The following is a 23,912-nucleotide window of genomic DNA, read 5'->3' on the forward strand; positions in this document are numbered from 1 at the left end:
GTCATAGCGCGAGTGCGCTCATTCTTCGTGGCGTGCGTGTACTCGTCAAGACCGGGTGCGCCGGACGGCGTGCCCGGCCCTGGGGTGGAGCGCCGGTGGGCCGATGTGCCGGTGGGCCGGGGTCAGACGAACCGCCAGAGGTGGTCCGCCGTCCCGTTGTCGTCGAACTGCACCACCTGGGCGGTGTCGGCGGCCGACATCCCGTCGACGCCCAGCACCTTGCCGCTGTGCCGGTTGCGCAGCAGGAACCAGCCGTCGCCCTGGTCGACGGACGTCCACAGGTGGTCGTCGGTGCCGTTGTCCTCGTACTGGACGACGTGCGCGCTGTCGGCGGTGGACATGCCGTCCACGCCGAGCACCTTGCCGCTGTGGCCGTTGCGGACGAGGAACCAGCCGTCCCCCTTGTCGACGGTCTGCCAGGCGTGGTCGCCCGTACCGGTGTTGTCGAACTGCACGACCCGGGCGCCGTTGGCCGTGGACATGTTGTCGACGGCCAGCACCTTGCGGCTGTTCCGGTTCTCGATGCGCCGGAAGGGCGGCTCGGGTGTCCACCTCCCGCCGTCGGGGGCCGCCGTCGGGAAACAGGTGATCCGCAGCCGGGCGGCGCCCATGGGGATCAGCGTCACCTTCTCGACGGGCGCGTCGCCGCGCGCCGGGCTCTGCTGGAGCGGCGCGACCAGGTGTTCGTCGTCGGCGATCCACTCGGGGATGCGGCGCGCTCTCATATTGATGCCGACCGGGGTGCCCTCGTGGGTGAACGGGTTGCCGTCCATCCGTCCGCGCCAGCGCCGGAAGACGGGTGAGGCACCGGGTACGAGGCCGTAGTTCCAGGGGGTGGTGGCGTGCACCTCGTACTCGGGGAACGTGTCGTCGCCCGCGTACCGTACGTACTCCTCGCCGATCTTCAGGGCGTAGGTGAGGGGGCCGTGGTCGACGCTCACGGCGTCGTGGTTGCCGTGCCAGGTGCGCAGGGTGGTGCGCTGCGGCAGTCGCAGGGTGACCTTGTCGCCGTCCGCCCAGGTGCGGTCGACGCGGACGAAGGCGGGCCCGTCCTTCGCGGCCACCGCACGGCCGTCGACCCGGAGTTCGGGTCCGGTGCACCAGCCGGGAATGCGCAGGTGGAGCGGGAAGGCGACCGGGCGGGGCGTGGACACGGTCAGGGTGACCGTCTCGTCGAAGGGGTAGTCGGTGTCCTCGGTGACGGTCACGGTCGTGCCGCCCGCGACGCGCGCGGTGACCCGGCACGGGGAGTACATCGCGGCGGCGAGGCCCTGGTCGGGGGTGGCGAGCCAGAGTTCCTCGGTGAAGTAGGGCCAGCCCATGCCGTAGTTGTGCGGGCAGCAGCGGTACTGGTCGACGCCCGGCTGGTACGACTGCATCGCGAAGCCGTTCTGGAACTGGCCCTGTGTCTTGCGGGCGTTGTCGAGGTCGACGCCGTTGGCGCTGGTGACGTAGTGGACGGCCCGGCCCTCGGGGTCGAGCGTGGCGGGCAGCAGGTTGAAGGCGAGGTCCTCGCAGCGGTCCGCCCAGACCGGGTCGCCGGTGATCCGGGTGAGCAGTTCGTGGCTGGCCATGAACTCGACGACCCCGCAGGTCTCGAAGCCCTGCCGGGGGTCGCCGAAGCCGGGCCGGATGTTCTCGTCCCCGGCGATGCCGCCGCCGGGGAACTGCCCGTACCCGCCGAGGACCTGCTCGTACGTCCGGTAGGTCGCCCGGGTGAGAGCGGCGTCCCCGGTGCGCCGGGCGTACTGGGCCGGTTCACGGAAGCCCTGGGCGATGTTGACGTTGTGCGGGGTGGGCAGGGGGCCGGTCCAGTCGGCGCCGTAGGCGTGCATCGTGTCGACGAGGTCGAGCAGGAAGGCGTCGCCGGTGCGGCGGTGCAGCCACAGGGCCACGTCCATGCCGTCGCCCCAGCGCCCGGAGACCCAGCCGGTGTCGAAGGCGCCGCTGCCCTGGGCGTTCATGAAGCGCAGGAAGCGGGTGAGGAAGGGCACGATCCGCTCGTCGTGCGCGTACTCCTCGTAGGTGCGCAGGGCCTGGAGCAGCGGGAGGAAGGGCCAGAAGTCGGGGCCGCCGCCCAGGGAGGTGCGCAGGGCCTCCGGCCCGAAGAAGCCGTCGCCGCGCTGGGTGGCGAGGACGGCGTCGATCCAGCGGCGGCAGCGGTCGAGCGCCTCGGTGTCACGGGTGGCGATGGCGAGCGGGAGATAGCCGCGCAGCCAGTACGGCAGTTCCTCCCAGCCGCCTTTGTCCGGGTGGACCCAGCCGCTGGTGTCGGGGTCGAGGAAGTGGGAGCGCTCGGCGTAGCGCCCGCACAGGCCCGCGAGCTGCAGCTTCAGCTGCCCTGCGAGCCAGCCGCGCGGGGTGATGCTGCCGGGCGCGAGGCGGGTGAAGGCGTCCGGGAGGAGGCCGGCGGTTCCCGCTCCGGCCGCGGCGGCCGAAGCGGCCGGAAGCCCGGCGCCCAGAGCGAGGGAGCCGAGGGCCAGGGAGCCCGTCCGCAGGAAGTGGCGTCTTCTGAGGGGCATGTGGTGCTCCTGTCGCGAGGGGCTCGGGACGTGGAGTGGGGCGTGTCCGGCCCCGCCCGTGGTGGGGCGGGACCGGGCCACGCCGGTGGCCCGTCGAGGGGGCCGGGACGGAGCGCGGGGGCAAGCGGGGAGGTGCTTGCCGCGGGCGCCCCGTCGTCGGGGGGTGCGGGCGCGTCCCGATGGGGGCGGCGCCCTGAGGAGAGAGCGGCCTGCCCGGAGGCGGCCCCGGGCAGGGTCTGCCCGGGGGCTGCCTCTGAGCTGCCGCCGCGGGAGGCGCCCCGTGGAGGGCGCCTCCCGCGGGCGTCCCGGGCGAGCGGTGCCCGCCCGGGACGCCCCGTCGTCAGGAGCAGTTGGCCACGGTCGCCTGCGACGCGTCGTGGATCAGCGCGTCATGGGCGTCCTTGAGCCGCTTCACGTCCGGCTTGACGACCTCGCGGTCGTAGGTCACCAGGCCGTTCAGCTCGCCCTCCACATCCGAGATCTGGGTGTAGACGGCGCCGTTGCCGCCCTTGCAGGCGAGCGCGTGCACCTCGGCGAGCTTGGTGAGGTAGTCGTCCGTGTACGCCGACGGGTCCACGTCCACGTAGGACTGCTGCACCGACCAGGCGTGACCGGGCACGCCGAGGCCGAGGCCGCCGTACTCGCCGCTGACCAGGGCACGCTTGCCGTCGGGGTGCGGTGGCAGCGCCGGGCTCGGGTAGCCGTGTTCGTCCATGATGTCGCCGGCTCCGCCGTCGGCACCGAGGTTGAGGCCCGACATGTTGTTGACGAGCCGGGTCGGGTCCCAGGCCTTGGCCTGATCGGCGACGCGGCCGATGTCGTACTGGCCCCAGCCCTCGTTGAAGACGACCCACATGACGACCGACGGGCTGCTGGCGTGCTCGTCGATCATCTGCTTCATCTCGCGCTCGTACTCGGCGCGGGAGGCGGCGTCCGGGTTGACGCCGGCGGTCATCGCGGGCATGTCCTGCCACACCATGAGACCCAGCTTGTCCGCCCAGTAGAACCAGCGGTCGGGTTCGACCTTGATGTGCTTGCGGACGGAGTTGAAGCCGAGCCTCTTGTGCAGCTCGAGGTCGTAGGCGAGGGCCTCGTCGGTCGGCGCGGTGTGCAGGCCGTCCGGCCAGAAGCCCTGGTCCAGGGTGGCCATCATGAAGATCGGCTTGCCGTTGAGGAGGGTGCGCGGGGTGCCGTTCACCTTCTCGACGGAGACGGACCGCATCCCGAAGTAGCTGCCGACCCGGTCGTGGCCGACCGTCACCTTCAGCTTGTACAGGAACGGGTCGTCGGGCGACCACAGGTGGGGCTTCGCGATGTCCAGGGTGAGCGGCGCTCCGGTGCGGCCGCTGACGGTGCCGACCCTGCGCTTGCCGTCGTACGCCGTCGCCGTGACCCGCACGCCGTCGCGCACGCCCCGGGGCTCGATCGTGACCCGGCTGTCGTCGACGTCGGGCGTCAGCTTGAGCGAGTCGACGTGGTCCCGGGCGACGGGCTCCATCCAGACCGTCTGCCAGATGCCGGAGGACGGGGTGTACCAGATGCCGCTGGGGTCGAGGCGCTGCTTGCCGAGCGGCGGGTTCTCCCCGCTGCTCGCGTCGGTCGGGTCGTAGACGCCGACGATCAGCTCCTGGGTGCGGCCGGGCTTGAGGGCGTCGGTGACGTCGGCGCTGAACTTGTCGTAGCCGCCCTTGTGCTCGGCGACCTTCGTGCCGTTGACGTACACCTCGGACTGCCAGTCGACGGCGCCGAAGTTGAGCTGGAGGCGCTGCCCGTGGCCGACCCGCCAGCCGGCCGGGACGGTGAAGGTGCGCCGGTACCACATGCGGTCCTCGTGCCGTTCGACGCCGGAGAGCTGGGACTCCACCGCGTAGGGCACGAGGATCTTCTCGTCGAGCTTCTTGCCCACCGGCGGCTTCTCGCTCTCGCCGGCGGCGGCGAACTGCCACTGGCCGTTGAGGTTCTTCCAGGAGCCACGGGTCAGCTGCGGCCTCGGGTACTCGGGCAGCGCGTTGCCGGGGCCGACGTCCTTGGCCCACTTGGTGCTGAGCTCGTACGTCGACTTGTTGCCGCCGCTGCTCCAGAAGGCGTTGACAACGTTGCCGTTCGTTCCGGTCAGCCCGCCCTCGCCGTCGTAGCGGAGGTCGGCGGTGCCGGGGGCGTCACCGGCCTTGTTGCCGACGACGGGCTCCTTCAGGCCGACGAGCAGCGTCTTGTGGTCGGAGGGGTCCAGCGCGGCACCCGCGAGCGGCCATTCGGCGCCGCCGATCACCGCTTCGAGGTGGTCGGTGAGGCCGGCCGGGGGTGCGGACAGCTCCTGCGCGAAGTCGAGCCGGAGGGTGCGTCCGTCTGCTTGTACGGTGGTCGCGACGGCGCCGTCGTAGGTGTAGCCGTCCGGCAGCAGGAAGGCGGACTGCGGGATCGCCTGCTTGCTCGCTCCGGGCTCGGTCCAGCGCAGATGGAGGTTGGAGCCGCCGAAGTGCTCGAAGTACTCGACCTTGATGTCGTAGGCCTTGCCCGCGGTCAGGTCGATGGGCTGGGAGGTCTGCTCCCTGTCCCAGTCGTCGACCCAGTGGTCGATCGTGAGCTTTCCGTCGACCCACAGCCGGAAGCCGTTGTCGCCGGTGATCGAGAAGGTGTGGGCGCCCGTCTTCTCCGGCACGACCCGCCCGGTCCAGCGGGCGTTGACGTCGTCGGCCTGCCCGGTGGCGAAGTCCAGGCGCGGCTCCAGGGTGTCGAAGTCGAGCTTCGGGTCGAAGCCGGTGGCCTTGAGCTCGTGGAAGTCGAAGGCTCCGGGTGCGGACTGGGTGTAGTACTCGCCCTTCAGGCCGTGCACCTCGGTGCTGCCGGCGGCGGCTGCCGGGGCGGCGGTGGCGGCGGGCGGGGAGGTGAGTCCGGCGATGCCGATCGCGGCGGCGAACAGGAGCGCCAGTTGGTTTCTGAGTCGTGTGGTGCGCACGGATCCTCCTTGCTGAGGAAGGGTGGCGGCTCGGTGCTTGAGTCTGTACAACGTTGGAAGGAACGGCAGTCGGCATCACAGCACGCCGATCGGCTGCTGTCCAGGGTCATGACAAACACCTCGGTCGGTGACGGCCGGGGGCTGCACACCGATGCGGAGGAGATCCCTTGCGGGTCAGCCTGAAGGACGTCGCGGAACGCGCGGGCGTCTCGATCAAGACGGTTTCGAACGTCGTGAACAACTATCCCCACGTCACCCCGGCGATGCGGGCCCGCGTCCAGGAGGCCATCGACGAGCTGGGCTACCGGCCCAACCTCACCGCCCGCCACCTGCGCAAAGGCCGTACGGGCATCATCGCGCTCGCGGTGCCCGAACTCGGCAACCCGTACTTCGCCGAGCTCGCCGGGGCCGTGATCGACGCGGCCGCCGAGCACGAGTTCACGGTGCTCCTCGACCACACGCGCGGCGACCGCGAGCAGGAGGTGCTGGTCAGCCAGGGCTTCCGGGCCAACGTGATCGACGGCCTGATCCTCAGCCCGCTGGAGCTGGAGGCCGAGGACCTGCGCACCCGTGCGGACGACGTGCCGCTGGTGCTGCTCGGTGAGCGCGAGTACGACCTGCCCTACGACCACATCGCGATCGACAACGTCGCGGCGGCGCGGGCCGCGGTGCGCCATCTGCTGAGCCGGGGCCGCACCCGGATCGCCTACCTGGGCGCCCGCACCGACTCCGCGAACCGGCCCGCCCATCTGCGGCTCTCGGGCTGGCGGGAGGAGCTGGCCGAGGCGGGCGTGCCGGCGCCGGACAGCCTCGTGGTGCCGGTCGGCGGCTGGGACCGCGAGGAGGGGGCGCGGGCGATGGCCGGACTGCTCGACTCCGGGGTCCGTCCGGACGCGGTGTTCGCGTACAACGACCTGGTCGCGATCGGTGCGATGCGGGTGCTGCACGAGCGGGGCCTGAGGGTGCCCTGGGACGTGGCGGTGGTCGGGTTCGACGACCTGGAGGAGGGCCGTTTCGGGGCGGTCACGCTCACCACGATCTCGCCGGACAAGCAGGCCATCGCACGGATGGCGGTCGCCTCGCTGCTGCGCAGCCTGTCGGGCCGCACGGAGCCCGGCGGACGCGAACTGACCGCGGAGTTCCGGCTCCTGGAGCGGGAGAGCACCCTGGGCCGTCGGTGACGGGTACGCCGGGCGAAAGGGCCCGCGGGACCTCCCGTTTTGCCGGGGGGAAGGACTCGCGGGACTCACCGCGGTCGCGGGCGCGGGGGCGCACGGGACTCTTCGAGATTTCGGACGGAAGGGTTTACAGGTTCCTTCCAACGATGTAAAAACCTCCCCTGAGCGACGTGCACGCCGAGTTGACCGCAAGTACCGAACTTTCCCCGGGAGCGCTCTCAGCGCCGGGGCCGCGCGTTTGGGGACTCCATGAAGCCGACCGAACTTCTTCGCCGCACCTCCGTCAGAACCCTTCTCGCCACCGGCCTGGTCACAAGCCTGGCGCTCGTCTCCGGGTGCGCCAAGTCGGAGGACGACGGGAACAAGAACGACAAGGGCTCCGCCGCCGCGGGCGACTCCGGGCAGGTCGTCGCCTCGCCCGACGCGGGCTCCGGACCGAGCTGCGACATCAGCGCGTACGGCGGTGAGAAGCTCGACCTGAAGAACGCCACCGTCGGTTTCTCGCAGTCCGAGAAGGAGGCCAACCCCTTCCGGATCGCGGAGACCGCCTCCATCAAGGCCGAGGCCGGCAAGCGCGGCGTCAAGCTGCTCACCGCCAACGCCCAGTCCCAGTTCTCCAAGCAGATCAGCGACGTCCAGGACCTCATCGCCAAGGGCGCAGACCTCCTGGTGATCGCCCCGCTCAACTCCGACGGCTGGGAGCCCGTCCTGCGTTCCGCGTCGGCGAAGCACATCCCGATCGTCACCGTCGACCGCAAGATCAACGCCACCGCCTGCAAGGACTACGTGAGCTTCATCGGCTCCGACTTCGTCGAGCAGGGCAAGCGCGCCGCGGACCGGATGATCGAGGCCACGGGCGGCAAGGGCGACATCGCGATCCTGCTCGGCGCGGCCGGCAACAACGTGACCACCGAGCGCACCAAGGGCTTCGAGGACCGCGTCAAGGAGAAGGCGCCCGGCCTCAAGATCGTCTTCAAGCAGACCGGCGAGTTCTCCCGCGAGAAGGGCCAGTCGGTCACCGAGAACCTGATCCAGTCCAAGCCCGGCATCACCGGGATCTACGCCGAGAACGACGAGATGGGCCTCGGCGCCGTCAACGCCCTCAAGGGTGCCGGAAAGAAGGCCGGCGCCGTGAAGATCGTGACGATCGACGGCACCCGCAACGCCGTACAGGGCATCGTGGACGGCTGGATCAGCGGCGTCATCGAGTCCAACCCGCGCTTCGGACCGCTCGCCTTCCAGACCCTGGACAGCTTCACCAAGGGCGACAAGGTGGCGCAGGACATCGTCATCCAGGACAGCGCGTACACCGACTCCAACGCCAAGGCGGACCTGGGCAAGGCCTTCTGAGATGTTGTCGGTCACGGGACTGTCCAAGACCTTCCCGGGCGTCAGGGCCCTCACCGGCGTGGACTTCACCGCCCGCGCCGGTGAGGTGCACGCGCTCATCGGGGAGAACGGCGCGGGCAAGTCGACACTCATCAAGGTGCTGACGGGCGTGTACCAGCCGGACCAGGGCGAGTTGGCGTACGACGGCTCCCCCGTCCGCTTCGCCACCCCGCTGCAGGCACAGCACGCCGGGATCTCGACCATCTACCAGGAGGTCAACCTCGTCCCGCTGATGAGCGTGGCGCGCAACCTCCTGCTCGGCCGGGAACCCCGCAACAGACTGGGGCTGATCGACTTCCGCCGGATGAACCAGCGGGCCGACGAGGCGCTGCGCGGGCTCGGCATCCATGTCGACGTCAGCCGGCCGCTGCGTGAACTGGGCGTCGGCGCCCAGCAGATGGTCGCGCTCGCGCGGGCCGTCTCCGTCGATGCCCGGGTCGTCCTCATGGACGAACCGACCTCGTCCCTGGAACCCCGCGAGGTGCGCACCCTGTTCGGTGTGATCCGGATGCTGCGGGAACGCGGCATCGCGGTGATCTACGTCAGCCACCGCCTCGACGAGCTGTACGAGGTCTGCGACACGGTCACCGTGCTGCGCGACGGCGAGGTGGTCCACACCGGCCCCATCGCCGACCTCGAACGGCTGCGGCTCGTCTCGCTGATGCTCGGCCGCGAGATCGGCGACGTACGGGACGAGGGCCTGACCGAGTTCAGCGGCCGCCACGACACGGACGCCGAACCGGTCCTCACCGCGACCGGGTTGACGGTGCCCCACCAGCTGCACGGCGTGTCCGTGTCGGTGCGGCCCGGTGAGGTCGTGGGCCTGGGCGGACTGCTCGGCTCGGGCCGCACCGAGACCGCGAAGGCCATCGCCGGCGCGCTGCCGGTGGAGTCCGGGCGGGTCGTGGTGGCCGGCGCGGCGGTGCGCACCGGTTCCACGCCCGCCGCGATCCGGGCGGGCATCAGTCTGCTGCCCGAGGACCGCAAGGCCGAGGGGATCGTGCCGGGTCTGTCGGTCCGCGAGAACATCGCGCTCGCCGCGCTGCCGGGCCTGTCCCGCTTCGGTCTGGTCGACGAGGCACGCGTCGACCGGATCGTCGACACCTTCATGAAACGGCTGCGCATCAAGGCCGCCGGACCGCACCAGAAGGTCGGCGAACTCTCCGGCGGCAACCAGCAGAAGGTACTGCTGGCCCGCTGGCTGGCCATGCAGCCCAAAGTCCTGCTGCTCGACGAACCCACCCGGGGCATCGACGTCGGCGCCAAGGCAGAGGTCCAGAAGCTCATCGACGAGCTCGCCGACGACGGGCTCGGCGTCCTGCTGATCTCCTCCGACACGGAGGAGCTGATCGAGGGCAGCGACCGGGTGCTCGTCCTCAAGGACGGCGTGGTCGTCGAGGAACTGACCGGCGACGCCGTCACCGAGGACCGGCTGATGCGCGCCATCGCGACGGCGCCGACCGCACCCACCGCTGCCGCCACCGGAGGCACCGCATGACCGAACTGACGCTGGGCCGGGTGACGGCGGACCGCGACCGCCTGCTGCGCCTGCTCCAGGAGTACGGCGTCTACATCGGCGTCGTGGTCCTGCTCCTGGCGAACATCGCCTTCACCCCGCACTTCCTGTCCGCCGAGAACTTCCGCACCCAGGCCGTCCAGGTCTCCCCCGTCCTGATCGTGGCCCTCGGCATGGCCCTGGCCATCGGCACCGAGGGCGTCGACCTGTCGGTGGGCTCGGTGATGGCCCTGTCCACCTCGCTGCTCTCGCTCTACCTCGGCTACGGCCTGTGGATCGCGGTCCTGGTGGCGCTGGTGGGCGGCGCCGTGGTCGGCGTCGCCAACGGGGCGCTGATCGCGTTCGTCGGGGTTCAGCCGATCGTCGCCACCCTCGCCCTGATGGTCGCCGGGCGCGGGCTGGCACTCGTCCTGCTCCCCCAGCTGAAGGACGTGCACGACCCGTCCATGGCGAGCCTCGGCTCCGGGGACGTCCTCGGCGTCCCCTACCTGGTCCTGATCGCGGCGGTTCTCTCGCTGGTCGTCGCCTTCGTCGTGCGCCGGACCACGTTCGGCCGGCAGCTGCTCGCCCTCGGCGACAGCCGCCCGGCGGCCAGGCTCGCCGGGCTGCCCGTGCGGCGGGTGCTGATCCTGGTGTACGTGTGCGCCGGTGTCCTCGCCGCGATCGCGGGCGTCCTCGCCACCGCGCGCCTGTCCGCCAGCGACCCGACCTCCCTCGGCAACCTGATGGAACTGTCCGCGATCACGGCCGTCGTCGTCGGCGGTACGCCGCTGAGCGGCGGCCGGGTCCGCATCGGCGGCACGGTCGCCGGCGCCGTCCTGATCCAGCTGCTCACCACCACGCTCATCAAGCATGATCTGCCGCCGTCGTGGACCCAGATCGCCCAGGCCGTGGTGATCGTCCTCGCCGTCTACGCTGCCCGGGAACGAGGAAAGCGATGACCGCCGACGTGACCGACGCGCAGGCCCCGCCCCCCCTCAAACAGATGTCCGACGAGGACCCGCCGGGCGCGAGCCGCTCCGAACGGCTCAGCGCCCTCGCCCAGCAGCACGGCGCCCTGGTGACCCTGGTCATCGCCATGGCCGCCGCGTCGCTGAGCTTCGACACCTTCCTGACCGGCGACAACCTGGAGAACATGGCGCTGTCCTCGGCGTTCCTCGCCGTCGTCGCGCTCGGGATGACCTTCGTGATCGTGACCGGCGGCATCGACCTGTCGGTGGGCTCGCTGTTCGCCCTCGGCGGGGTGCTGGCCGCATGGGGGTCGCGGTACGGCACGGTGGTCGCGCTGCTCCTCCCGCTTGCCGTGTGCGGGGCGATCGGGCTGGTCAACGGCCTGCTGATCGCCCGGTCCCGGCTCGCCCCGTTCATCGTCACCCTCGCCGCGATGCTCGGCGCCCGGGGCCTGCTGCTCGCCGTCACCGACGAGGGCTCCACCACGTATCTGGTGGACAAGGACTCGTTCTTCGCGACGCTCGGCCAGGGCACGCTGCTGGGCGTGGGCGTGCCGGTCTACATCACCGTGGCGCTGTTCGTCGTCGGCGCGGTCGTCCTGCGGCGCACCCGCTTCGGACAGTACGTGTACGCGGTCGGCGGCAACGAGGACGCGGCGGCGCTGATGGGCGCCCCGGTCGCCCGTACGAAGATCTCCGTCTACACCCTGTCCGGGCTGTGCGCCGGGCTCGCCGGGGCGCTCAACGCGGCCTGGCTGGTGTCCGGGGTGACGATCCTCGGCTCGGGCATGGAGCTGGAGGCGATCTCCGCCGTGGTCATCGGCGGAACCCTGCTCACCGGCGGCTTCGGATTCCTCAGCGGCTCGCTGGTCGGCGTGCTGCTGCTGAAGGTCATCCAGAACGTCATCAACCAGATCGGCTCCCTCGACTCGGCCTACCAGCAGGTCGTCAGCGGCGCCTTCCTGGCGGTCGTGGTCATCGCGCAGACGTGGCTGGGACGCCGGCAACGGGTGCTGTGAGGCGGACGCCGCCCATGGGGGCCGGGGGCGGCCGACGGGGGCCGGGGCGCGTGTGCCGCGGTCCCGGCACCCCGGCCGCCGGTCACGGCACCCGCTGCCCCTTCCCGAGGGCGATCACCCCGCCCCGGGAGACCGTGTACAGCTCCGCGTCCCGCTCCGGATTGACGCCGATCGTCGCGCCCGGCGGCACCTCGACGTTCTTGTCGAGGACCGCGCCGCGCACCACGGCGCCCCGGCCGACGCGGACGTTGTCGTGCAGCACCGAACCCTGCACGACGGCGCCCGGGTCGACCACGACGCCGGGTGAGAGCACCGACCGGGTGACCTGCCCGCGGATCAGGCAGCCCGCGCTGATGATCGACTCACTGGTGATGCCGCCCGCGTTGAACCGCGCCGGCGACAGCTGTCCGGAGTGGGTGTAGATCGGCCAGCGCCGGTTGTACAGGTTGAACGCGGGCCGCTCGGCGATCAGGTCCATGTGCGCGTCGTAGTAGGCGTCGAGGGTGCCGACGTCGCGCCAGTAGCCCTGGTCGCGGCTGGTCTCCCCCGGCACGTGGTTCGCCCCGAAGTCGTAGAGCGCCGCCTCGCCGCGGCCGGTGAGCATCGGCAGGACCGAGCCGCCCATGTCGTGCACGGACTTCTCGTCCTCGGCGTCCCGGTGCAGCGCCTCCACCAGCACCTTGGTGGTGAAGACGTAGTTGCCCATCGACGCGAAGACGCAGCCGGGGTCACCGGGCAGCCCCGGCGGATCGGCCGGCTTCTCCAGGAAGTTCTCCACGGTCAGGCCGTCGGAGCCCGGTGTGATCACCCCGAACGACGGTGACTCGGAGCGCGGCACCCGGATGCCCGCCACGGTCACCCCGGCCCCGCTGTCGACGTGCTGCCGGATCATCTGCCGCGGGTCCATGCGGTAGACGTGGTCGGCGCCGAACACCGCGATGTACTCGGGCTGTTCGTCGTGGACCAGGTTCAGCGACTGCAGGATGGCGTCCGCGCTGCCCAGGTACCAGCGCGGGCCCAGCCGCTGCTGCGCCGGGACCGGGGTCACGTAGTTGCCGAGCAGGCTCGACATCCGCCAGGTCGTGGTGACGTGCCGGTCCAGTGAGTGCGACTTGTACTGCGTCAGGACGCAGACGCGCAGGATGCCGCCGTTGACGAGGTTGGAGAGCACGAAGTCGACGAGGCGGTACGTGCCGCCGAAGACGACCGCGGGTTTGGCCCGGTCCGCGGTGAGCGGCATCAGCCGTTTGCCCTCGCCGCCCGCCAGTACGATCCCCAGCACCGAAGGTCCACCGCGCATACCGCCGCCCCTCTACGCCCGTACGTACGCCTCCACGGCCACCGCGCCCTGCCGTCGCTCCACTCGCTCGCTGTCCGGCTACCCGCTCAGCCCCGCTGCCCCGCCTGCCGCGCATCGCCCGCTTCGAGGACCTCCTCGTACAGCCCGACCGTGCGCCGCGCCACCGCGTCCCACCCGAACTCCCGTACCGCCCGCTCCCGTCCGGCCTCGCCCATGCGCCGGGCGGCCTCCGGGTCGGTGACCAGCGAGTCCAGGGCGGCGGCCAGCCGCTGTTCGAAGTCGTCCTCGACGGGGACGAGCAGTCCGGTGCGGCCGTCGTCCACGACCTCGGGGATGCCGCCGACCCGCGAGGCCACCACCGCCGTGCCGCAGGCCATCGCCTCCAGGTTGACGATCCCGAGCGGCTCGTACACCGAGGGGCACACGAACACGGCCGCGTGGGTGAGGAGTTGGACGACGTCGGCGCGGGGCAGCATCTGCGGGATCCAGTGCACGCCCCGGCGTACGGTGCTCAGCTCGTCGAAGAGGTCGCGGAACTCCCGGTCGATCTCCGGGGTGTCGGGCGCTCCGGCGCACAGGACCACCTGCGCCGCCGGGTCGATGTCCCGCACCGCGCGCAGCAGGTGGGGCACGCCCTTCTGGCGGGTGACGCGGCCGACGAACAGGACGTACGGGCGGCCGGGGTCGAGGCCGACGCGCCTGAGGACGTCGGTGCCGTGGTCCGGGCGGTACAGCCGTGTGTCGATGCCGTTGTGGATGACGCGGACGCGGGCCGGGTCCAGCGACGGATAGCAGCCGAGGATGTCCTCGCGCATCGCCGCCGACACCGCGATCACGGCGTCGGCGGACTCGACGGCGATGCGTTCCGCCCAGCTCGACAGGGCGTACCCGCCGCCGAGCTGCTCGGCCTTCCAGGGCCGCAGCGGCTCCAGGGAGTGGGCGGTCACCACGTGCGGGATGCCGTGGAGGAGCTTGCCGAGGTGGCCGGCGAGGCCCGCGTACCAGGTGTGCGAGTGGACGAGTTCGCGGCCTTCGAGCGCGGCGGCCATTGTGAGGTCCACGGAGAAGGTGCGCAGCGCGTCGTTGGCGCCGTCGAGCGAGGGCCAGGAGCGGTGGCGGACGACCCCTCCGGCGCCCCCCTCACCCCAGCAGTGCACGTCCAGGTCGGTCAGTGACCGCAACTCCCGTGCCAGGAACTCGACATGGACACCCGCGCCGCCGTACACGTCCGGCGGGTACTCCCTCGTCAGCAGTCCCACACGCACCCGGACCCCCCGTCGTAGCGGCTGGCTCCCCTCATGGTCACCCAGACGCGGGCCCGGGGGAAGACCGCCGTCCGCCGCTCACCCGCGCCCGTCCCCGCGCACCGCCCGGGGCGGGCGGTCGAGGCAGCAGTCGCCGCAGAGGCCGCCGCCGGGCAGGCGGTAGTAGAGGCAGCAGCTGCGGCGGCGCAGGGTGACGGGATCGAGCGTGCCGGCCAGGCCGGGTCCGGCGAACAGCGGCGCGGCGAGGGCGCGGGCCCGGCCGGCGACGTCCGGGCGTCCGGCGGCGCGTGCCCAGCGGTCCAGCTGCCGTACGGCGCCCGCCAGCGCCGAGCCCGCGTTGCCCCACAGCAGACGCGCGGAGATCCGGTACCGCGCGCGCAGCGCCGCCGTCAGCGGAGCGAGGTGCTCGTCCCGTACGACGTCGAGGCCGGTCCCCTCGGGCAGCGCGCGCACCTCGGGCAGCCACAGGTCGTCGGGGGCGCTGCCGTCCGGGTCCCAGTGGAGCGACCCGGGGCCGAGGTCGGGCAGCCGTCCGTACAGAGCGGCGGCACCCAGCGCGACGGACCACAGCCGGGCGGCGAGTGCCTGGTGGGTGACCGACACGGCGATCCTCGGCTCGGGGGCCCGCAGGGCCGCGGCGACCTTGCGGACGCGGAAGGCCAGGGGGTCGCCGTCGGGGACCCGCGGATCCGCGGGCCGGCCGGGGGCCGGGCCGAAACCGGCACGGGGTGCCGCGTAGACGTGTGCGAGGGTGGACGGCGGGCCGCTGGGCACTCCGCCCGTGCGTAGTACGAAGAAGCCGCCGGGACCGCCGGGTGCGTCGAGCGCGGCGAGGTCCGGCGGGAGGGCCTGGGGATCCGGGTGCACGAGGACCAGTAGTACCAAGGCCCTTAGGGGGCCCGACCCTCAGGGCCCGCACGGGGTGTCACCCCTCTTGGGGAGGACGCACGGCGCGTCGTACTCCATCGGCAGTATGACTCAATGCGTGCTCAGGTACGACGACGCGGACGCTTTCGCGAGGCATCGTAGTAACCATGGAAGCCGACCGTTCGACGCGCCGGGCACGAAGCCCCCGCCACACGCCGAGGAGCGACTCATGAGCGCCCTTGCGTTGTCCGTACTCCTGTCGCTGGTGTCCGCCGTCGCCTACGCGGGCGGGGCCATCGTGCAGGAGCGCGTCGCGGTGAGCTCCCCGGACGGGACGTACGCGCCGCTGCGCCGGCCGGGCTGGTGGGCCGCTGTCGGACTGAACGGCCTGGGCGGGCTGCTGCACGTGGTGGCGCTCGCCTGCGGGCCGCTCAGCCTGGTGCAGCCGCTGGGCGCGCTCACGATCGTGTTCGCGCTTCCGATGGCCGCGCTGTTCGTCGGCCGCAGGGCGGGGGAGACCGCCTGGCGCGGGGCGATCATGGCGACGGTGGGTCTCGCGGGTCTGCTGTCGCTGGTCGGCACGTCCTCGTCGCAGTCGCTGGGCGACGCCCAGAGGCTGATGCTCGCCGCGGTCACCGGCGCCGCCGTGGTCGCGCTGATGGTCGCGGGCCGGGCGGCGCACCGTCATCCGGCCGTGCGCAGCGTGCTGCTCGCGGTCGCCGCGGGTGTCGCCTTCGGCATGTCGTCGGTGTTCACGAAGACGGTCGCGGTGGACTGGACGGACCGCGTCTCCCTCGCCGCCCTGCCCAGCCTCGCGGTGATCGCGGTCTTCGCGACGGCCGGGATGCTGCTGTCGCAGGCGTCCTACCGGGGCGGCGGGCTCGCGGCGCCGCTGGCGACGCTGACGGTCGTGAACCCGATCGTGGCGGCGGCCGTCGGCATCACGATGTTCGGCGAGACCTTCCGGCACGGGACGACGGGCACGCTGCTCGCCCTGGGCTGCGGTGTGGTCGCCGCGGGCGGACTCATACTCCTCACCACGGAGCGGCTCCACTCCGCGCGGTCTCCGCGTGCCGTGGCGGACGGGGACGCGGAGCCCCCGGCGGATTCGGCTGCGGACGTGGAGTGCTCCGCCGGTACGCGGAGCGGCGCGGAGCCGGTGGCGGACGCCGTGCCGGGGACGGCGGTGCCGGCCGGCGCCGGTGCCGTGAGCGGGCCCGATCCGGTCGAGGAGCTGCTCGCGCTCGCGGCACTCCCCCAGCAGGCGCCCGGCGGCCGGGGCGCGGCCCCTCTCAGGGTGGCGGCCTCGCCGGCCGCGGTGCGCATCCCGTCGCCGGAGTGCGCGCGCCGTGCGGACGTCCCGGCCGGGAGCACGGCGCGGACGGAGGCGGGGGAAGCGGCGGCGCCGGACGACGACGCGCCGCCGCCGCACTTCCCGAGGTTCTACGCCGGCGGCCCGTACGTGCGCATGCCCGTCGTGAACCGCCACCGCACCCGCGTCAGATCCTGACGCCACCCGCACGCAGATAGGCGACGGGATCGACGTCGCTGCCGAAGCCGGGCCCCGTCCGCACCTCGAAGTGCAGATGCGGGCCCGTGCTGTTGCCCGTCGACCCGGAGCGGCCGATGCGCTGGCCGGCGACCACGCTCTGCCCGGACTTCACGGAGATCGCCGACAGATGCCCGTACTGGGTGTAGCGGCCGTCGGCGTGCCGGACGACCACCTCGTAGCCGAACGATCCGCCCCAGCCCGCGCTGACGACATGGCCGGCCGCGACCGACTTCACCGAGGTCCCGGTGGCCACCGGGAAGTCGACGCCCGTGTGGTACCCCTTAGACCAGGACGAACCGGCCGCGTGGTACTGCGTCCCCGTGGAGGCGCTCACCGGGGCGACCATCGCGTGGGACGAGGAGGAGGCCTTCTTCGCCTTGTCCTGCCCGGTCTTCTCGGGCTTCGCCTGCTTCCGCCCGGCCTTCTCGTGCTCGGGCTCGGCCTTCCGCTCCTTCGCCCGCTCCGGCGCGGCCGGTGCCGCCCGGCCGCGCAGGCTCAGCCGCTGGCCGGGCAGGATCAGGTCCGGATCGTCGCCCACGGCCTCGTGGTTCGCGGCGTACAGGCCCCGCCAGCCGCCCTGGACCTGCCGGGAGTCCGCGATGCCGGACAGCGTGTCCCCGCGGACGACGGTGTACATCTCGGCCTTGCCGGCCCGGGACTGGGGCGTGGTCTGCGGTTGTACGTCGCGGACGGTGTGCCGGGGCTTCGACGCCGCGGCCGGACGCGGTGAGGACGGGGCGGGGTGCGCGTCGGGGTGCACGCCGGGGGTGCCGCCGCCGCGGGTGAGGCCCGCGCGGGCCGAGCACACCGGCCAGGCGCCGGGCCCCTGGCCCTTCAGCACCTTCTCGGCGACGGCGATCTGCTGGTCCCGGGTGGCCAGATCCGCACGCTGCGCGTAGACCTTGCCGCCGTAGGCCGCCCAGGTGGACTGGGTGAACTGCAGCCCGCCGTAGTAGCCGTTGCCGGTGTTGATGCTCCAGTTGCCGCTGGACTCGCAGGCCGCGACCTTGTTCCAGGTGCTCACGTCGGCCGCGTGGGCGACACCGGGTGCGATGAGCGGAAGTGCCATCCCCGCTCCGCCGGCGGTGACGGTGAGCGAGGCGCGGTTGATCCTGTTGGGCTGATACCGGCGGTGCCGGCCGCGTACGGCCATGAGGAAGCCTCCTCGACATGCGTCAGGAGCGGCAAAAGTAAACGTCGCCAACAGGCCATGACAAGACGGCATTCGGCCGTGCGGTCACCTCAAGTGACCTGATATCACCCCACGTCGGGTCGTGCGCCGGAGCGCGGGCGCTTTCCGGCGCATCCGCTGAGGCGGGCGGGGGCCCGCGCGCGTACTCCTCGTCGGCACGCCGGGCGCGCGGGCGGCGAATCGGCCGGCCGCGGCCGCGGCGGCGCGATACTGACGGGCAGCACCGGCATTTCCGATACCAGGAGCTTGGGAGCCAACCTTATGAGCACTTCAGCCCAGATCGGCGTCACGGGTCTCGCGGTCATGGGGCGCAATCTCGCCCGCAACTTCGCGCGCAACGGCTACGCCGTGGCGCTGCACAACCGCACCGCGTCCAGGACGCACGCGCTGGTGGAGGAGTTCGGGCACGAGGGCGACTTCGTGCCCGCGGAGACCGCGAAGGAGTTCGTGGCGGCGCTGGAACGGCCCCGCCGCCTGGTGATCATGGTGAAGGCGGGCGAGCCGACCGACGCCGTGATCCAGGAGTTCGCCCCGCTCCTGGAGCCCGGCGACATGATCATCGACGGAGGCAACGCGCACTTCGCCGACAGCCGCCGCCGCGAACGCGAACTGCGCGAACAGGGCATCCACTTCGTCGGCACCGGCATCTCCGGGGGCGAGGAGGGCGCGCTCAACGGGCCGAGCATCATGCCCGGCGGCTCGGCCGAGTCGTACGCGTCCCTCGGCCCGATGCTGGAGAAGATCTCCGCGAAGGCCGCCGACGGCGCGCCGTGTGTGACCCATGTGGGGCCCGACGGCGCCGGGCACTTCGTGAAGATGGTGCACAACGGCATCGAGTACGCGGACATGCAGCTGATCGGCGAGGCGTACCAGCTGCTGCGCGACGTGGCCGGCTACTCGCCCGCGCGGATCGCGGACATCTTCCGCACCTGGAACACCGGGCGGCTCGACTCCTATCTGATCGAGATCACCGCCGAGGTCCTGTCGCACGTGGACGCGGCGACGGGCGAGCCGTTCGTCGACGTGGTCCAGGACCGGGCGGAGCAGAAGGGCACGGGCCGCTGGACGGTGCAGATCGCCCTCGACCTGGGCGTCCCGGTGTCCGGTATCGCGGAGGCGGTCTTCGCCCGCTCGCTGTCCGGGCACGCCGCGCTGCGCGAGGCCTCGCGCGGGCTGGCGGGCCCGAAGGCGGCAGCGCTGGACGAGGCCGGGGCTGCGGCCTTCGCCGACCGGGTCGAGCAGGCGCTCTACGCGTCGAAGATCGTGTCGTACACCCAGGGCTTCCACGAGATCAGCGCGGGCAGCGACGAGTACGGCTGGGACATCGACCTCGGTTCCGTCGCCTCCATCTGGCGCGGCGGCTGCATCATCCGCGCGGCCTTCCTGGACCGGATCCGCGCCGCCTACGACGCCCGGCCGGACCTGCCGAGCCTGCTGTCCGACGACACCTTCGCGCGGGAGATCGCCGAGGCTCAGGACGACTGGCGCGAGGTCCTGGTCGCGGCCACCCGCCAGGGCGTCCCGGCCCCGGGCTTCGCCGCGGCCCTCGCGTACTACGACGCCCTACGCGCCGAGCGCCTGCCCGCCGCGCTCACCCAGGGGCAGCGCGACTTCTTCGGGGCGCACACGTACCGCAGGACGGACCGCGAGGGTTCGTTCCACACGCTGTGGGGCGGGGACCGGTCGGAGGTGGACGCGTAGGGAGCGCGCGCGGTGGCACGGCCCGGCGTCGACACCGGGCCGTGCGCCACCGTCCGTGCGGGCGGGCGCGGCGCGCGGGTGACGGCCCGGACGAACGGCCGGTGGCCCGGCGCGGAGTGCTCCGCGCCGGGCCACCGGCTATGAGCAGGGGGCGGACCGGCCGGGCGGGCCCGCCGGCCGGTCGGGTCCGCGGACGACCGGGGGCCTGCCTGACCAGGTGGACTCACCTGACCGTGGACCACCCGACCGGGCCGGGCTCGCCTACCTCATCGGGCCCGGCTGGGGTTCGGGCTCCGGTACGGGGTCGGGTCCCGGAGGCTTCGGGATCGGCGACGGGGACGGTGCCGGCGAGGGGCGCGGGCCCGGTGCGGGCGCCGGTCCGGGGTCGGGCACGGGACCGGGGCCCGGATCGGGGCCCGGGTCGGGGCCGGGGACCGGTTGCGGTGCGGGCCCCGGGTCAGGGAAGGGGTCCGGGGTGGGTGCCGGTCCCGGGGTGGGGCCCGGCGGGACGGGATCCGGGTACGGATGCGTCATGGTGTCCTCCAGCCAGTCGAGACGTCGGCTCGGACCGGTCCTGATCGATCCTGCACGGTCCGGCCGATACGTCGGCTCTGGACTTCTCCCACGCGTACCCGAGCGCCGCCCGCCCACTCACCCCGTAGCGCTACGGAAGGCGACCAGGTGGACCTGGCCTACCGGAGCCCCGCCGCGTTCGCGTACACCGCTCCGGCGCCCGCCGCGAGTCCCGGGCGGGGGCTGGACAGGACCGGCACGGGGGTCGTCGTCAGGTCCCGGGCGGACGCCATGGAGGCCTGCGCGAGCACGATCACGTCCGCGTCGGCGGCGGTGACGGTGTCGGCCGCGCGGGCGACCGCGCGTACGTAGCCGGACGTGTCGCCCGCCTCGAAGAGGGGCCAGGCGCCGTCCGCGAGCAGCGTGCGCACGGCGACGGCGCGGCCCGAGCGGCGGGCCTCATCCCGGACGAGGGAGGCCGTCGGCTCCAGGGTGCTCTCCACCGTGGCGAGGACGACGACACGGGGGCCGACGGCCACCGCGGCTTCCGCCATCGGCCGGTCCACCCGCAGAACGGGCACTTCGGCGCCCACGCTCTCCGCGACGGCGCCGATGGTCGAGCAGGTGCACAGCACCGCCCCGGCTCCGTCGCGGGCGGCCTCCGCCAGCAGGGCCCGCACCTCCCCCGCCACCGCGTCGGGCCCTTCCGCGCGGGCCCGGACCAGCAGGTCCTCGTCGACGGTGTGCCGCAGCTCCAGCTCCGGGTGGGCCTCGTCGCGCAGCGCGTCGAAGACGGGGACGTGCGCGGGCGAGGTGTGCAGCAGGGCCAGCACGCCGCGGGCGTCCCGCGGCGCCATCAGAAGCGGCCGGGGTGGGCGTCCAGCCACGCGGTGGCGGCCCGGAACAGCTGGGGACCGGCCGCGGGGGCCTCGTCGGGGTGACGCTCCGCCCACTTCGCGACGTACGGGCAGAGCGGCACGACCGCGGCGTCCTCGCGGGCGGCGCCGGCGTACAGCTCACGGGCGAGCGAGCCCGCGATGCCCTGCCCCTCGTGCGCGGGCTCCACCACGGTGTGCACGGGGACGAGGGCGCGCGCGGGGGCGTCGAGGACGAAGTACTCGATACGGCCGACGACGTGGCCTCCGGCCGACGCCTCCAGCCGGCCGTTCGCCCGGTCGTCGCGGATGTCGATGTCGCTCACGGCACTCCCTCGTCCGGCCCCGCCTGTACTGTCCGCCTCAGGCCGTGACGGCCTGGGGGCTGCGCTCCTGGTGCGAACCGGGAACCGGCTCGGACGGGTCGGCGCCCAGCGCGACGATCCGGTTGCCGGCGTCCACGTGCACGACGCGCGGCCGCAGCGCCCTCGCCTCGGCGTCGGACACCTGAGCGTAACTGATGATGATCACCAGGTCACCGGGGTGCACCAGATGCGCCGCCGCCCCGTTGATCCCGACGACCCCGGAGCCGCGCTCGCCCTCGATGACGTACGTCTCCAGCCGGGCCCCATTGGTGATGTCCACGATGTGGACCAGCTCACCGGGCAGCAGGTCGGCTGCGTCGAGCAGATCGGCGTCGATGGTGACGGAGCCGACATAGTGCAGGTCGGCCTGGGTGACGGTGGCACGGTGGATCTTGGACTTGAACATAGTACGCAACATCGGGGTACTCCCACAAGTAGGCTCCCTGCCTGCGTTTTTGCAGGTCAAGGGCTGTTTCGACACCCTACAACGAGTCGCATGTTCGGGCAGCTGTCCCCAGGTTTTTCAGGACTCATGCTGACCACTTGCTGACTTTTCTGACGCCTCGTCAGGCGACCGGGGGAGGGCTTCGCCCACTCTCGCGGACCCCACCGTGGCGACGGCCCAAGCCTACGCAGCACCCCCCGTAGGACGTCCGTGATCACCGTCACGCGGACGGTCTGGACGGTAGGCAGGAGCGAAGGCGCTCGACCGGAAGTCGGACCACGCGCCGCCATGGGGCAACTGGCCCAGGCCCCTCGTTTCCCGCCTCAAAGAAGGAGGCGCCCCCAGTTCCATGAATCTGAGTGGCCGAAGCAGCGGGGCAACATAGCGGCGGATCGCCGGTTAGCCAAACCGGCGATTCTCACGACCATGGCTGTGGCTCGTCCTGTGACTCTTGGCGGTGGCACAAGGCGGGTGTCAAGGACGTTTGGAATTCGGCCAGAACAGAGCGCGAGCCGCTGCAGCGATCAGGCTCAGGCCAGCCTCAAGGAGCATCTTGCCCGTGGAACCGCAGTCGCACCCCGACCAGACCCGCACCGATATCGACTCGTCGCGCAGGCGCCGTAGCGTCGAGCCCGTTCTTATGGACACCTATGAGGTCGCTGCGATGCTCAATATGTCCACGAGCTGGGTCTATAGGGAGGCATCGAAACTGGGCTTGAAGGGCTACAAGCTCGGCCGAGGCAGGAACGCCAAGGTCCTGTACAAGAAGGCCGAGGTCTTCAAGTGGCTGGAGCAGCAGAAGATCCATTAGAAGCGGGCAGTATCTTGCCCGCCCCGGACTCACAGACACCCAGCAGTCGTCGACACAGCGGCTGCTGGAGATCAGGGTGCCCCGACTTCCTCACGGCCGGTTTCGGCTTACATCGCGTTGCTCGGTGTCCTGATCAGGACGAAAGCACCTCAGGCTGACCTCTTGCCCGATTAGAGTGTGGCGGGCAAGAGCGCCGATCGGGTGAGGCGCGGTGGAAAGGTGAGTCGGTGCGGATGAGCGGGGTGCCCACGCGGATCGGCCGGTACACGGTGGCGCGGGAGCTCGGCTCGGGCGGGATGGGTGAGGTCTATCTCGCCTACACGCCCGCAGGTGATCCGGTCGCGGTGAAGGTGATTCGCAACGACAAGCTCGATCCGCTGACGCGTGCGCGCTTCGAGAAAGAGGCGTTGATCGCCCGCACGGTGATCGGCACGAACCGGGTGGCCCGCTTCCTGGACGCGGATCCTTACGCAGACCGGCCTTGGCTGGCCATGGAGTACGTGGCCGGTCGCACGCTGCTGGCCTGTGTGGACAGCGACGGTGTACTTCCGCTGCCGCTGGCGGCCAGCCTCGGGGCGTTGCTCGCCGAAGGCTTGTCGGCAGTCCACGCCGCGGGGTTGCTCCATCGAGACCTGAAACCGCAGAACGTCATCCTGGGCGATGACGGCCCGATGATCATCGACTTCGGTCTGGGCGCGTTCATGGACTCCTCTCAGGAGACGCTGTCACACAGTGGCATGATCATCGGCACCGTCCGGTGCATGCCTCCGGAGCAGGCCGGCGGCCATCCGCAGGTGTCACCCGCGGCAGATGTGTACGCGCTGGGCACGGTCCTGCTTTACGCGGCGGCCCGCCACTATCCATACGACGGATCGCGCTGGGAAGCAATCGCGGCACAAGTCACCAATCCCGAGATAGCTCCCGATCTCTCTGGTGTGCCTGCGCCGCTGGTGCCCCTGCTGGAGTCGATGCTCGCCCACACGCCGGAGGAGCGGCCGACTCTGCCAGCGGTCTCCGAAACGTGCGCGAGGGTCCTCTCTGACTCCGGGGTGACACCGGCGGCTGCCCGGCTCGCGCTGATCGCCCACACCAAGGGGGGCGAGGCTCCATCGCCCCCTGGTGAGCCGCCGACGGTGCCATTCGAGAAGCTCATCCACAATCAGGTTGATCTTGTCGAGAACGGCGAACTCGTGAGCCCGCTCGACGACCCGCCGCGCGCTTCACAGGCCGAGGCCGACGAACCGGAGCGGGAGCCAGAAGAACCTGAGGTTCTCCTGCCCAAGCCGACCGCGGGGTCCGGAAGCCGGAGCGACCTTCCAAAGGCCGGCGCGGCCAAGGGACGCCCCCTGGCGTCGAAGCGGATCGCGAACGAGCTGCGCGCGTTGTATGCCGCCGATCCCGTTCTGTGACTCCTGCGCTGACAGTGCTGGGTGAGAGTCTTTGTCGGAATGGCGCGCTCGAACGGCGTAGTCCGTCGTTTGCAGGCGTGTGGGGTG

General features: G+C 71.9%; 18 protein-coding genes. 9 read left to right on the plus strand and 9 right to left on the minus strand.

Features of this window, described 5'->3' with window-relative positions; all coding sequences use genetic code 11:
- Window positions 1-122: 122 nt before the first annotated feature.
- Together ACFY93_RS18280 and ACFY93_RS18285 are read right to left on the minus strand one after the other, a co-directional pair.
- On the minus strand, window positions 123-2,522 hold the full coding sequence (locus tag ACFY93_RS18280) for a beta-L-arabinofuranosidase domain-containing protein (RefSeq protein WP_391359765.1): 2,400 nt from the start codon (window positions 2,520-2,522) through the stop codon (window positions 123-125).
- A gap of 340 nt (window positions 2,523-2,862) precedes the next feature.
- The gene (locus tag ACFY93_RS18285; RefSeq protein ID WP_391359768.1) at window positions 2,863-5,478 is read right to left on the minus strand and encodes a PA14 domain-containing protein; all 2,616 of its coding nucleotides are present in this window, start codon (window positions 5,476-5,478) and stop codon (window positions 2,863-2,865) included.
- A 167-nt stretch (window positions 5,479-5,645) separates the two neighbouring features.
- On the opposite strand from ACFY93_RS18285, the gene ACFY93_RS18290 reads away from it, so the two are divergent.
- From ACFY93_RS18290 to ACFY93_RS18310, 5 genes are all read left to right on the plus strand, one after another.
- On the plus strand, window positions 5,646-6,659 hold the full coding sequence (locus tag ACFY93_RS18290) for a substrate-binding domain-containing protein (RefSeq protein ID WP_391359770.1): 1,014 nt from the start codon (window positions 5,646-5,648) through the stop codon (window positions 6,657-6,659).
- 246 nt (window positions 6,660-6,905) lie between these two features.
- Window positions 6,906-8,006, plus strand: a complete 1,101-nt coding sequence (locus tag ACFY93_RS18295) for a substrate-binding domain-containing protein (RefSeq protein WP_391359771.1) — start codon at window positions 6,906-6,908, stop codon at window positions 8,004-8,006.
- Window position 8,007: 1 nt separating this feature from the next.
- Window positions 8,008-9,543, plus strand: a complete 1,536-nt coding sequence (locus ACFY93_RS18300; RefSeq protein WP_391359775.1) for an ATP-binding cassette domain-containing protein — start codon at window positions 8,008-8,010, stop codon at window positions 9,541-9,543.
- Window positions 9,540-10,502: an ABC transporter permease gene (locus ACFY93_RS18305; RefSeq protein WP_391359777.1), complete on the plus strand. Its 963-nt coding sequence runs from the start codon at window positions 9,540-9,542 to the stop codon at window positions 10,500-10,502. The genes ACFY93_RS18300 and ACFY93_RS18305 overlap by 4 nt, the downstream gene beginning before the upstream one ends.
- A gap of 44 nt (window positions 10,503-10,546) precedes the next feature.
- The gene (locus ACFY93_RS18310) at window positions 10,547-11,530 is read left to right on the plus strand and encodes an ABC transporter permease (RefSeq protein WP_391359927.1); all 984 of its coding nucleotides are present in this window, start codon (window positions 10,547-10,549) and stop codon (window positions 11,528-11,530) included.
- 82 nt (window positions 11,531-11,612) lie between these two features.
- Here the strand turns inward: ACFY93_RS18310 and glgC are convergent, their stop codons facing one another.
- The 3 genes from glgC to ACFY93_RS18325 form a co-directional block, all read right to left on the minus strand.
- Window positions 11,613-12,830, minus strand: coding sequence for a glucose-1-phosphate adenylyltransferase (gene glgC / locus ACFY93_RS18315; protein WP_391359779.1), 1,218 nt, complete (start codon window positions 12,828-12,830; stop codon window positions 11,613-11,615).
- Window positions 12,831-12,916: 86 nt separating this feature from the next.
- Complete coding sequence (glgA, locus tag ACFY93_RS18320; protein WP_391359781.1) at window positions 12,917-14,095, minus strand: glycogen synthase; 1,179 nt, start codon at window positions 14,093-14,095, stop codon at window positions 12,917-12,919.
- 78 nt (window positions 14,096-14,173) lie between these two features.
- On the minus strand, window positions 14,174-14,971 hold the full coding sequence (locus ACFY93_RS18325; protein WP_391359928.1) for a (2Fe-2S)-binding protein: 798 nt from the start codon (window positions 14,969-14,971) through the stop codon (window positions 14,174-14,176).
- Window positions 14,972-15,191: 220 nt separating this feature from the next.
- Between ACFY93_RS18325 and ACFY93_RS18330 the strand changes: the two genes are divergently transcribed.
- Window positions 15,192-16,472 carry a DMT family transporter gene (locus ACFY93_RS18330; RefSeq protein ID WP_391359783.1) on the plus strand — a complete coding sequence of 427 codons (1,281 nt, stop codon included), beginning with the start codon at window positions 15,192-15,194 and terminating at the stop codon, window positions 16,470-16,472.
- Here the strand turns inward: ACFY93_RS18330 and ACFY93_RS18335 are convergent.
- On the minus strand, window positions 16,462-17,667 hold the full coding sequence (locus ACFY93_RS18335; protein ID WP_391359785.1) for a transglycosylase family protein: 1,206 nt from the start codon (window positions 17,665-17,667) through the stop codon (window positions 16,462-16,464). The two genes, ACFY93_RS18330 and ACFY93_RS18335, sit on opposite strands and share 11 nt — an antisense overlap.
- Window positions 17,668-17,967: 300 nt before the next feature.
- On the opposite strand from ACFY93_RS18335, the gene gndA reads away from it, so the two are divergent.
- Window positions 17,968-19,407, plus strand: a complete 1,440-nt coding sequence (gene gndA, locus ACFY93_RS18340) for an NADP-dependent phosphogluconate dehydrogenase (protein WP_391359787.1) — start codon at window positions 17,968-17,970, stop codon at window positions 19,405-19,407.
- 692 nt (window positions 19,408-20,099) lie between these two features.
- On the opposite strand, the gene ACFY93_RS18345 is transcribed toward gndA, so the two are convergent.
- Genes ACFY93_RS18345 through panD form a run of 3 tightly spaced genes read right to left on the minus strand, consistent with a single transcriptional unit; the run spans window position 20,100 to window position 21,578 of the window.
- Entirely contained in the window at window positions 20,100-20,753 is a 654-nt protein-coding gene (locus ACFY93_RS18345) for an aspartate/glutamate racemase family protein (RefSeq protein ID WP_391359931.1), read from the minus strand.
- Between the two features lie 23 nt (window positions 20,754-20,776).
- Entirely contained in the window at window positions 20,777-21,121 is a 345-nt protein-coding gene (locus ACFY93_RS18350; RefSeq protein WP_391359789.1) for an N-acetyltransferase, read from the minus strand.
- A 37-nt stretch (window positions 21,122-21,158) separates the two neighbouring features.
- The gene (panD, locus tag ACFY93_RS18355) at window positions 21,159-21,578 is read right to left on the minus strand and encodes an aspartate 1-decarboxylase (protein WP_391359791.1); all 420 of its coding nucleotides are present in this window, start codon (window positions 21,576-21,578) and stop codon (window positions 21,159-21,161) included.
- 667 nt (window positions 21,579-22,245) lie between these two features.
- Here panD and ACFY93_RS18360 point away from each other — a divergent pair.
- Together ACFY93_RS18360 and ACFY93_RS18365 are read left to right on the plus strand one after the other, a co-directional pair.
- Window positions 22,246-22,416, plus strand: coding sequence for a helix-turn-helix domain-containing protein (locus tag ACFY93_RS18360; protein WP_391359933.1), 171 nt, complete (start codon window positions 22,246-22,248; stop codon window positions 22,414-22,416).
- A gap of 233 nt (window positions 22,417-22,649) precedes the next feature.
- Window positions 22,650-23,825: a protein kinase gene (locus tag ACFY93_RS18365; protein WP_391359793.1), complete on the plus strand. Its 1,176-nt coding sequence runs from the start codon at window positions 22,650-22,652 to the stop codon at window positions 23,823-23,825.
- Window positions 23,826-23,912 lie beyond the last annotated feature (87 nt).

It is taken from the genome of Streptomyces sp. NPDC008313 (assembly GCF_042956125.1).
In the GTDB taxonomy this organism is placed as follows: domain Bacteria; phylum Actinomycetota; class Actinomycetes; order Streptomycetales; family Streptomycetaceae; genus Streptomyces.

Bases quoted from the DNA above. Each gene is read 5' to 3' on its own strand.
- ACFY93_RS18280 (WP_391359765.1), bottom strand. From the start codon at position 2,522: ATGCCCCTCAGAAGACGCCACTTCCTGCGGACGGGCTCCCTGGCCCTC.
- ACFY93_RS18310 (WP_391359927.1), top strand. From the start codon at position 10,547: ATGTCCGACGAGGACCCGCCGGGCGCGAGCCGCTCCGAACGGCTCAGC.
- ACFY93_RS18360 (WP_391359933.1), top strand. From the start codon at position 22,246: ATGGACACCTATGAGGTCGCTGCGATGCTCAATATGTCCACGAGCTGG.
- ACFY93_RS18305 (WP_391359777.1), top strand. From the start codon at position 9,540: ATGACCGAACTGACGCTGGGCCGGGTGACGGCGGACCGCGACCGCCTG.
- gndA (WP_391359787.1), top strand. From the start codon at position 17,968: ATGAGCACTTCAGCCCAGATCGGCGTCACGGGTCTCGCGGTCATGGGG.
- ACFY93_RS18330 (WP_391359783.1), top strand. From the start codon at position 15,192: ATGAGCGCCCTTGCGTTGTCCGTACTCCTGTCGCTGGTGTCCGCCGTC.
- glgC (WP_391359779.1), bottom strand. From the start codon at position 12,830: ATGCGCGGTGGACCTTCGGTGCTGGGGATCGTACTGGCGGGCGGCGAG.
- ACFY93_RS18365 (WP_391359793.1), top strand. From the start codon at position 22,650: ATGAGCGGGGTGCCCACGCGGATCGGCCGGTACACGGTGGCGCGGGAG.
- ACFY93_RS18295 (WP_391359771.1), top strand. From the start codon at position 6,906: ATGAAGCCGACCGAACTTCTTCGCCGCACCTCCGTCAGAACCCTTCTC.
- ACFY93_RS18300 (WP_391359775.1), top strand. From the start codon at position 8,008: ATGTTGTCGGTCACGGGACTGTCCAAGACCTTCCCGGGCGTCAGGGCC.
- ACFY93_RS18335 (WP_391359785.1), bottom strand. From the start codon at position 17,667: ATGGCCGTACGCGGCCGGCACCGCCGGTATCAGCCCAACAGGATCAAC.
- panD (WP_391359791.1), bottom strand. From the start codon at position 21,578: ATGTTGCGTACTATGTTCAAGTCCAAGATCCACCGTGCCACCGTCACC.